2 protein-coding genes and 2 pseudogenes are annotated in these 3,373 nt (G+C 74.3%); all 4 read right to left on the bottom strand.

What is annotated here, in order from left to right:
- Positions 1-364, bottom strand: a pseudogene (locus ACZ5WK_RS27540) (hypothetical protein); the annotation flags it as partial.
- A gap of 262 nt (positions 365-626) precedes the next feature.
- On the bottom strand, positions 627-2,048 hold the full coding sequence (locus tag ACZ5WK_RS27535; RefSeq protein ID WP_405362549.1) for an acyl-CoA synthetase: 1,422 nt from the start codon (positions 2,046-2,048) through the stop codon (positions 627-629).
- A gap of 196 nt (positions 2,049-2,244) precedes the next feature.
- A complete protein-coding gene (locus tag ACZ5WK_RS27530; RefSeq protein WP_396324803.1) occupies positions 2,245-3,207 on the bottom strand; it encodes an electron transfer flavoprotein subunit alpha/FixB family protein in 963 nt (320 codons plus the stop codon).
- Between the two features lie 45 nt (positions 3,208-3,252).
- Positions 3,253-3,373: pseudogene (locus tag ACZ5WK_RS27525) on the bottom strand (electron transfer flavoprotein subunit beta); the annotation flags it as partial.

The following is a 3,373-nucleotide window of genomic DNA, read 5'->3' as shown; positions in this document are numbered from 1 at the left end:
CACCGGACGAGGAGCCCGAGGAGGTCGAGGACGTCGAGGCCGCCGAGGACGACGAGCCCCCGATGCGGGCCTGGTAGACGTCGTAGTGCGCGGTCCAGCGCCACTGGCCCTGGCCGTTCTTGAACCAGTACCGCGAGCCGTCCCAGCCGGCGTGGGCCGGCGCGGGCTCGGCGGCTGCGCTGCCCACGCTGGTGCCGAGGCCGATCACGCCGGCTCCGGCCGCGATCACGGCCACCATGCCTATCCCCCGGCGGACCCGCCCCGCCCGGGAGGGACGGGCGGCACGGGGCCGCGCGTCGGTGGTGGCGTGCTGCCCGGTCGGGTCGTCGGCGGCGCCCGGTGCGCCGGTGTTGACGGTCGTCATCCTGCTGTCTTCCTTTGCTGAGCGGGAACTGCAGAGACCCCCCCGGCCGACATGCCACGTCTTCCGGTCCTACGACCGGAAGCCGCCGCATGTCGTCCAGGGATTCGGTTCTGCCTGCATGTCACGGTAGGCACGCGTCCGCTCACAGCGCGCAGTGGAGTGCGCCAAAGGAAGGGTTCACGGATGGTGAGCAGGGAGACGGTCGATCAGGTGAGCGTCCGTCACCGGACGACCGCCCGGACGACCACCGGGTGACCTCCCGTCACCCGTGTGCCGACTCCGCCAGCAGCTGCTTCTTCAGCACCTTTCCCATGGCGTTCCTGGGCAGTTCGGGCACCAGCACGACCTTCCGGGGCCGCTTGTGCACCGAGAGCCGCTCCGCCACGAACGCCGTCAGCTGTTCCCCCGTCACCGCGCCGTCCGGGATGACGTAGGCGACCACCGCCTGGCCGAGGTCGTCGTCGGGAGCGCCCACCACGGCAGCGTCCGCGACCGCCGGGTGGTCGCGTAGCGCGGCCTCCACCTCGCCGGCGCCGATCCGGTACCCGCCGCTCTTGATCAGGTCGACCGAGGCCCGCCCGACGATCCGGTGGAACCCGTCCTCGCCGATCACCGCGACGTCGCCGGTGCGGAACCAGCCGTCCGCCGTCCAGGACTCGGCGTTGGCGTCCGGCCGGTTGAGGTAGCCGGCGAACAGGGTCGGCCCGGCGACCTGCAGCTCGCCGACGCTCTCGCCGTCGGACGCGACGGGCTCGCCGTCCTCGCCGACCAGCCTGGTCCGCACGCCGGCCACGGGCAGGCCGACGCTGCCGGGGCGGCGCTCGCCGTCCGCCCGGGTGGAGACGGTGATCAGGGACTCGGTCATGCCGTACCGCTCGATCGGGGCGTGGCCGGTCAGCGCGGTCAGCTTCCCGAAGACCGGCACGGGCAGCGGGGCGCTGCCGGACACCAGCAACCGGGCCGAGGCCAGCTGCCCGGCGGCCTCCGGGTCGGCGGCCAGCCGGGACCAGACGGTCGGCACGCCGAAGTACAGGCTGCCGCCGGCGGCCGCGTACCCGGCCGGGGTGGGCCGCCCGGTGTGCACCAGCCGGCTGCCGGTGCGCAGGGCGCCGAGCACGCCGAGCACCAGACCGTGCACATGGAAGAGCGGCAGTCCGTGCGCGAGGGTGTCGTCGGCGGTCCACGCCCAGGCCTCGGCGAGCGCGTCCAGGTCGGCGGCGACGGCCGAGCGGTGGATCATCGCCCCCTTGGGCGCGCCGGTGGTGCCCGAGGTGTAGAGCACGAATGCGGTGGCGTCCGCCGCGGGCTCGGCGTAGGTGGTGGCGGAACGCTCCGTCAGGTCGACCGGCAGCGCCGCCACCCCGGCGTCCTGCGGCACCGTGTCCGCGGCCGCGTGCGCGAGCAGGGCCGCACCCGAGTCGCGCAGGATGTGCGCGCGCTCCTTGGGGCCGGAGTCGGGCGGCAGCGGTACCACGGGCACGCCGGCCAGCAGCCCGCCGACCACGGCGGCGACGGTCTCGGCGGTGGGCCGGGCCAGCACCGCCAGGGCGGGGGCGCCCGTCACCCGGTCGGCCACCGCGGTCGCCGCGCCGAGCAGCTCCTCGCGGGAGAGCTCGCGGCCGTCGATCCGCAGCGCGTCACCGGAATCGCCGAAGTCGCCCTGAAGTGCCGTCAGGAGTGTCATGCCTCTGCCCTCGCCCTTGCTCACGGTGTGCGGCCCTGTCCTCGCCGGCCCTGTCGTGGCCGGCCCCGTCCCCGCCGGCCGTGTCGTGGCCGGTCGTGGGGCCGACTCTACGGGCCGGGCGGCAGACCCCGGCAAGACCGCAGGGCGCGCCCGGGAGGTCCCGGACGCGCCCTGCGGTTGTGACGCACGCGGCGGATCAGCCCTTACGGGCCTTCACCTCGCCGGTGAGCTGCGGCAGCACCTCGAAGAGGTCGCCCACGACGCCGTAGTCGACCAGCTCGAAGATCGGGGCCTCGGCGTCCTTGTTGACGGCCACGATGGTCTTCGAGGTCTGCATGCCGGCCCGGTGCTGGATCGCGCCGGAGATGCCGGCCGCGATGTAGAGCTGCGGGGAGACCTGCTTGCCGGTCTGGCCGACCTGGTTGCTGTGCGGGTACCAGCCGGCGTCGACGGCGGCACGCGAGGCGCCGACGGCCGCGCCGAGCGCGTCCGCGAGCTCCTCGACCACGCCGAAGCCCTCGGCGGCACCGACGCCGCGGCCGCCGGAGACCACGATGGCGGCCTCGGTCAGCTCGGGGCGGCCGGTGGAGACCCGCGGGGTGCGCGAGGTGACCTTGGCGGCGTTGCCGGTGAAGGCGACGGTGACGTTCTCGACGGCGCCGGCGGCCGGAGCGGCCTCGGGGGCGACGGCGTTCGGCTTGACCGTGATGACCGGGGCGCCGTGCGACACCTTGGACTTCACCTGGAAGGACGCGGCGAACACCGACTGGGTGGCGACCGGGCCGTCCGCGCCGGCCTCCAGGTCGACGGCGTCGGTGATGATGCCGGAGCCGATCCGCAGCGCGACGCGGGCGGCGACCTCCTTGCCCTCACCGGAGGAGGTGACCAGCACCGCGGCGGCCTCGGTGGCCTTGGCGATCTGGGCCAGCGCGTCGACCTTGGGGACGACCAGCTGGTCGGCGAACTCGGCGCCGTCGGCGACGTACACCTTGGCCGCACCGAACTCGCCGACCTTGGCGGCGATGTCGGCGGCGGCCGCACCGGCACCCAGGACGACGGCCGACGGCTCGCCGATCCGGCGGGCAAGGGTCAGCAGTTCCAGGGCCGGCTTGCGGACCACACCGTCGGCGTGGTCCACGAGAACCAGGATCTCAGCCATGATTCGTTGCTCCTGATCGATCGTTGGAAACGCGAACGCGTGGGATTAGATGAACTTCTGGTCGGCGAGGAAGGCGGCGAGCTGCTTGCCGCCCTCGCCCTCGTCCTTGACGACCGTGCCCGCGGTCCGCGCCGGACGCGCCGCCACCGACTCGACCGCCGTCCAC

It is taken from the genome of Kitasatospora sp. NPDC032757 (assembly GCF_055579305.1).
This window is presented reverse-complemented; position numbering and strand designations above follow the sequence as displayed.